This is a genomic window from Vibrio sp. V19_P1S1T109 (assembly GCF_002241375.1).
Taxonomy (GTDB): Bacteria; Pseudomonadota; Gammaproteobacteria; order Enterobacterales; family Vibrionaceae; genus Vibrio; species Vibrio anguillarum.
The window spans coordinates 1-6,165 of record NZ_NDIM01000153.1 but is presented as its reverse complement, the minus strand read 5'-3'; the positions used below and the strand labels follow the sequence as shown (position 1 = coordinate 6,165).

The following is a 6,165-nucleotide window of genomic DNA, read 5'->3' as shown; positions in this document are numbered from 1 at the left end:
GAGTAGAGTGACGGTCGAAGTAAGGATTGCTTGTCTCACTCAAGGAGTGTCTTGGTAAAACCATAATCCCTAAACGGTTTGTTGTTTCGCTAGAACATTGCCGATAGATACTGTTTTCGTGTTTAACACGTTCTATTTGGCCACTTCACATAATGAATTAAAGATAAGCTGACAGCGTCTATCATCTCAACAGTAAGAGAACTACCCATGCCGATGTCCCTCGGAAGCGCTTTTCTCAAGAACTTTCTTGGTAAAGCCCCTGACTGGTACAAAGTTGCCATTATTGCTTTTCTCATTATCAACCCGATTGTTTTCTTTTTGGTCGACCCATTTATTGCTGGTTGGCTACTTGTGGTTGAATTCATTTTCACCCTAGCGATGGCGCTTAAATGCTATCCCCTGCAACCTGGTGGCTTACTGGCTATCGAAGCTATCGCCATTGGGATGACCAGTGCAGAGCAAGTAAAACATGAGCTTGTGAATAACATCGAAGTTCTGCTGCTACTGGTGTTTATGGTGGCTGGTATCTATTTCATGAAACAGCTATTGCTGTTCATCTTCACCAAAATACTACTTGGTATTCGTTCAAAAGCGATGCTTTCGGTCGCCTTTTGCATTACAGCTGCTTTCCTGTCTGCATTTTTGGATGCTTTAACAGTTATTGCCGTGGTCATCAGTGTCGCCATTGGGTTTTACTCGATTTATCACAAAGTGGCATCGGGACAAGGGACAAGCTCCGCTCATGACCATACTCAAGATGAGCATATCTCAGAACTAACACGTGATGACCTAGAAAACTATCGTGCGTTTTTACGCTCACTACTGATGCATGCTGGCGTAGGTACCGCTTTAGGCGGGGTGATGACCATGGTTGGTGAACCACAAAACTTGATCATCGCCGATCAAGCAGGTTGGTTTTTTGGCGAGTTTATCATCCGTATGTCTCCGGTAACCGTACCTGTTTTTCTCTGTGGTATTTTGACCTGTGTATTGGTTGAAAAGCTGAAGCTATTTGGTTACGGCGCAGAATTACCCGCTAACGTTCGTCAAATTCTGGTCGATTTTGACACGGCTGAGCGCAAAAATCGAACCAATCAAGACGTCGCAAAACTTTGGATCCAAGGCGCTATTGCTGTCTGGCTGATTGTTGGATTGGCATTGCACTTAGCGGCAGTGGGATTGATTGGTCTTTCAGTTATTATTTTGGCGACAGCATTTACTGGTGTGATAGAAGAACATTCGCTAGGCAAAGCATTTGAAGAAGCCCTACCCTTTACGGCGCTGCTGGCGGTATTCTTCTCCATCGTAGCAGTAATTATCGATCAACAACTCTTTAAACCAGTTATCGATGCTGTGTTGAATGTTGAAGATAAAGGGGCTCAGCTTGCTCTCTTCTATGTGGCTAACGGGCTTTTGTCGATGGTTTCGGATAACGTTTTCGTTGGCACTGTCTATATTAATGAAGTCAAAACAGCGCTACTAGAAGGTGTTATCACGCGTGACCAATTCGATTTATTGGCTGTCGCGATTAACACAGGTACGAACTTACCTTCAGTAGCAACACCAAACGGTCAAGCCGCTTTCTTATTCTTATTAACATCAGCACTTGCACCATTGATCCGCCTTTCTTATGGCAAAATGGTCATCATGGCTCTGCCCTACACGATTGTATTGGCATTAGTTGGCCTGTTTGGCATTGTCTTCTTAGTTGAACCCATGACTGCGCATTTTTATGACTTAGGGTGGATTACGCACCATTCAGCCAAAGCAGTTCAAGCCATCTCTGCCGGGCACTAAAATATTCGGTTGATAATGAAACTTATCTAAGTTAAAAAGCTCTGAACTATCAGGGCTTTTTATTCTTTACAGGTATTGAATGTGACTTTTTTTTCTACTCTGAAACTGTTCTCTCAATCGAGAAAATCTTGGTTTTTATTACTTCTTTTTGTGGTTTTTTTTGAGGCTTGTGCGCTTTTTTTTCAGCACATCATGATGCTCGCACCGTGTGTGATGTGCATTTATGAACGTGTGGCGATGCTAGGAATTGGCGGAGCAGCTCTGCTTGGCTTAATCGCACCCAATAATCCGATTGTTCGTTGGATTGGACTCGTTGCTTGGGGAGCCAGTGCTTATAAAGGTTTGACCTTAGCTCTGCAACATGTGGATTACCAATTCAACCCTTCTCCTTTTGCCACTTGTGATTTATTTGTCACTTTCCCAAGCTGGGCACCACTCAATCAATGGGCACCTTGGATGTTCGAAGCTTACGGTGACTGTTCGAAAGTGGTATGGCAATTTTTAACGCTTTCCATGCCACAGTGGCTAGTGGTCATCTATGCTGCTAACTTGCTGGTGCTCGCTTTTGTTGTTTTAGCTCAGTTCGCGAAAACCCCCGTCAATAAGCTGCGGTAATAACCTGCTTGATCAAAAAAGGCATCTCGCTAAAAGATGCCTTTTGGCTGATTCACATCGCTTACTCTGACGCAAGCAGCGGATCAACATTAATATACTTACCAATTTGTTGCCGTTTTACCGTTGGCACATAGGGTATTTCACCAAGCTTAGGCGCGGGAATGCGCGATTCCAACATTGCAATAATTTCAGCGTAATGCTCAGTTCCTGGGTTCACTCGGTTGGCTACCCAGCCAACAATATTCAACCCGTCGGCAATAATACTTTCCGCTGTTAAAATTGCATGGCTTAAGCAACCTAGCTTAATCCCTACCACTAATACCACTGGTAGTTGTTCTTGTTTAACCCAAGTAGACAAGCAGTCGGTATCAGAGATCGGAACACGCCAACCACCAGCACCTTCGATCAACACAATGTCAGCATTCGCTTTATGCTTAGCTAATTTGCTACTGAGTACGCCATAATCAATCTCGACCTGTTCATGTTTTGCTGCGATATGTGGTGATGTAGGGAGCGCTAAAGAATATGGATTCACATCACCATAGGGCATCTCTTGGGTTGCCGCTTTCATCAGATGTAATGCATCTGAGTTGCGTAAGCCAAATTCCGTTTTTTCGCTACCAGCGGCAACGGGTTTGTAGCCAATAGTCACCAAATCCTTGGCGGCTAATGCTTGTAGAATCGCTTTTGAAGCGACCGTTTTTCCAACGTCGGTGTCCGTACCCGCAATAAAAAATGCATCAATCATCGATGTATAACCCCTAAACAAACCTGATAAGTTGCAGGTAGAAGACCTTGATGGTTTTGAAATGTTTGGTATGCCTGCTCAACTTGCAATAGAGCCTTGCGGCTTGTTAACCCTTGTGAGCGTCCACTTACGTGATTTGCACCAATTCCTTTAAGATCTCTCATCAAGGAAAAGGCTTTGTCATACCAAACTGTGATCGAAGCCAAGTCTAGTTGATGGTGGTAACAGTGAGATTGCGCTAACGCAATTTTTACCTGATTGAGTGTGATGAAATCATTGACGTGTTGATGTGTATCAATTTTTGTCCACGCTTGTTTCAGTTCAAACAGCGAACCGTCCAATAATGTCGAAAAATAAGCCATCCCTTGTGGTTTCAATACGCGGTGAATTTGTCGCAGTGGTAGAACAAGGTCATCACACCACTGCAGCGCTAAGCTAGAAAAAACGTAATCAAGAGAGGCGTTGGCGAAAGGAAGCGCCTCAGCATCGGCTTGATAGTAGGTGACGCCAACATCACCACAACGCATTTTAGCTTGTACTAGCATCTCACTGGAGAGATCAACACATACCACATACGCCCCTCTACGCCGCAATTGCTCTGAAAAATAGCCCGTACCACAACCAAGATCGAGCACTCTTTTCCCTACTAGATTGCGCGGCATTTTGTCCAATAAACGGTGCCCTACGTCACGTTGAAAAGCGGCATGTACATCATAATGCTTTGCCGCGCGGCTAAAAGAGTGGGCAATGGCAGCTTTGTCATGCAGCGTATTTATCTCTATTGCATGAGTTTGTGACATATTCAGCTCTCCTCTAGCGCACGTTGCAGTTGTGTGGTTAGTTGCTCTATGTCAGCAATAGTGTGATTGGCAGTTAGAGTGATACGCAATCGGGCACGACCTTGAGCCACCGTTGGTGGGCGAATCGCGGTCAACCAACACCCGTGATGTCGCAATTGTTCGGCGATATTCAATGCTGTTTGCGCCTCACCAACAAGGTAGGGCTTGATTGGCGTTAGCGTTTCAACATAGCCATCGAAACCTTGCATAGATTCAGCGTAATAAGCTTGCAGCTCAGTCAGTTTTTCTCTGCGCCACGGCTGCTGAGTGACCATTGAAATAGCATGAGTTACTGCATAAGCTTGCGCTGGCGGTATGGCTGTAGAATAGACGTGGTGACGAGCAAACTGCGTAAGAAAGTCACCCACCTCTTGATTGCATAAGATAGCTGCACCCGATAACCCTAAGGCTTTGCCAAAGGTCACCACTAAGAGCTGTGGTTTTATTCCTGCCGCACTGCAACTGCCGGCCCCACCCTCGCCCAACACACCGATGCCGTGTGCATCATCGACTGCCAACCACGCTTCACCTTGCAGTGCATCCGTGATTTCGCACAGCGGTGCACAATCACCATCCATGCTAAAGACCCCTTCAGTCACCACTAACGTATGACTATCGCGGTTAAACTGTTGCTTAAGATGAGTGACATCGTTGTGCCGAAAACGCTTCATACTGGCTGCGCAAAGCATTCCTGCTTCCATCAAAGAGGCGTGGTTAAGTTTATCTTGCAGTAGCAAATCGTCTTTATTGAGCAGGCTAAACAGCAGTGCCTGATTAGCACTAAAACCCGAGCCAAACAAAATAGCTCGCTCATAACCTAGCCACTCACACAAGTTAGATTCAAGGTTGCGATGGGCTGAGCTAAAGCCTGTGACCAAAGGAGATGCACCACTACCGCAACCATACATACTCAGCCCTTGCTGCCAAGCGGCAATCAATTCTGAGTCGTGCGCAAGGCCAAGATAATCGTTACTGGAAAAGTTAAGATACTGGCGGCCATCTTTGCACAATCGAACCTGGTTGCCCCCCTCAAGCTCGATAAGAGAACGAGAAAGCCCAAGATCGCGACGAGCACTGAGCGCCGCTGAAATACGTGAATTAAACGCTGGCATCGTAGAAAAGATCATCTTCAGTAGGACGAGCTGCCACCCGTTTTACGACACGTTCAAGCAACTCATTTTCTGCAATTTCATCCGGTTTTTGGCTCACTTGTTGGCTATTGATACCCAGTTTTTTAAATAACTGCATATCGCTATCTTCATCAGGATTAGGAGTCGTTAGCAACTTGCAACCGTAGAAAATGGAGTTTGCACCTGCCATAAAGCACAGCGCTTGCATCTGCTCATTCATATTTTCACGTCCAGCCGATAAACGCACCGACGATTGTGGCATCATGATCCGAGCAACGGCAATCAGACGAATAAAATCAAACGCTTCGACATCTTCGGCTTGCTCTAACGGTGTGCCTTTCACTTTGACCAGCATATTAATCGGTACACTTTCAGGATGGGTTGGTAAGTTCGCTAATTCCACCAACAGGCCAGCGCGGTCATTAGCGCTCTCTCCCATACCGATAATTCCCCCAGAGCAGATCTTCATTCCTGCATCGCGCACGTGCGATAAGGTATCAAGGCGATCTTGATAGGTTCGGGTGGTGATAATGTTGCCATAGTATTCAGGTGAGGTATCTAGGTTGTGGTTGTAATAATCAAGCCCTGCACTGGCCAACTCGCTTGCTTGATCAGGCGTTAGCATGCCCAACGTCATACACGTTTCCAAGCCCATCTCTTTCACGCCACTGATCATCTCTTTCAAGAGAGGCATATCACGCGCTTTCGGGTTTTTCCACGCCGCTCCCATGCAAAAGCGGGTCGAGCCAGAGCGCTTCGCTTTTTGCGCCGCGTCTAACACCCGCTCGACTTCCATCAACCGTTCTTTATCAACATCAGTCCGGTAATGCGCACTCTGCGGGCAATATTTACAATCTTCAGGACACGCCCCCGTCTTAATAGAAAGTAACGTGCTGACTTGAACATAATTTTTGGGATGGTATTGACGATGTACTTGCTGCGCTTCAAACAGTAGATCCATAAACGGCTTTTCGACCAGTGCGTTCACCTCAGCAACGGTCCAGTTATGACGAACTTCCACATCTCTTCCTTATTC

The 6,165-nt window shown here is 46.0% G+C and carries 6 protein-coding genes; 2 read left to right on the top strand and 4 right to left on the bottom strand.

Features of this window, described 5'->3' with window-relative positions; all coding sequences use genetic code 11:
* Positions 1-207 precede the first annotated feature (207 nt).
* Both nhaB and dsbB read left to right on the top strand, forming a co-directional pair.
* Positions 208-1,797, top strand: coding sequence for a Na(+)/H(+) antiporter NhaB (gene nhaB / locus B9J87_RS07140; RefSeq protein WP_094149979.1), 1,590 nt, complete (start codon positions 208-210; stop codon positions 1,795-1,797).
* Positions 1,798-1,872: 75 nt separating this feature from the next.
* A complete protein-coding gene (gene dsbB / locus B9J87_RS07135; RefSeq protein WP_088728967.1) occupies positions 1,873-2,412 on the top strand; it encodes a disulfide bond formation protein DsbB in 540 nt (179 codons plus the stop codon).
* 61 nt (positions 2,413-2,473) lie between these two features.
* On the opposite strand, the gene bioD is transcribed toward dsbB, so the two are convergent.
* Genes bioD through bioB form a run of 4 tightly spaced genes read right to left on the bottom strand, consistent with a single transcriptional unit; the run spans position 2,474 to position 6,150 of the window.
* Positions 2,474-3,160 (bottom strand): dethiobiotin synthase, encoded by a 687-nt coding sequence (gene bioD, locus B9J87_RS07130; protein ID WP_176429496.1) that lies wholly within the window; start codon positions 3,158-3,160, stop codon positions 2,474-2,476.
* A complete protein-coding gene (gene bioC, locus B9J87_RS07125) occupies positions 3,157-3,960 on the bottom strand; it encodes a malonyl-ACP O-methyltransferase BioC (protein ID WP_094149977.1) in 804 nt (267 codons plus the stop codon). The genes bioD and bioC overlap by 4 nt, the downstream gene beginning before the upstream one ends.
* A 2-nt stretch (positions 3,961-3,962) precedes the next feature.
* Positions 3,963-5,126 carry an 8-amino-7-oxononanoate synthase gene (gene bioF, locus B9J87_RS07120; protein WP_094149976.1) on the bottom strand — a complete coding sequence of 388 codons (1,164 nt, stop codon included), beginning with the start codon at positions 5,124-5,126 and terminating at the stop codon, positions 3,963-3,965.
* Positions 5,098-6,150 (bottom strand): biotin synthase BioB, encoded by a 1,053-nt coding sequence (gene bioB, locus B9J87_RS07115; protein WP_094149970.1) that lies wholly within the window; start codon positions 6,148-6,150, stop codon positions 5,098-5,100. Before bioB ends, bioF begins: the two co-directional genes overlap by 29 nt.
* Between the last annotated feature and the right edge of the window lie 15 nt (positions 6,151-6,165).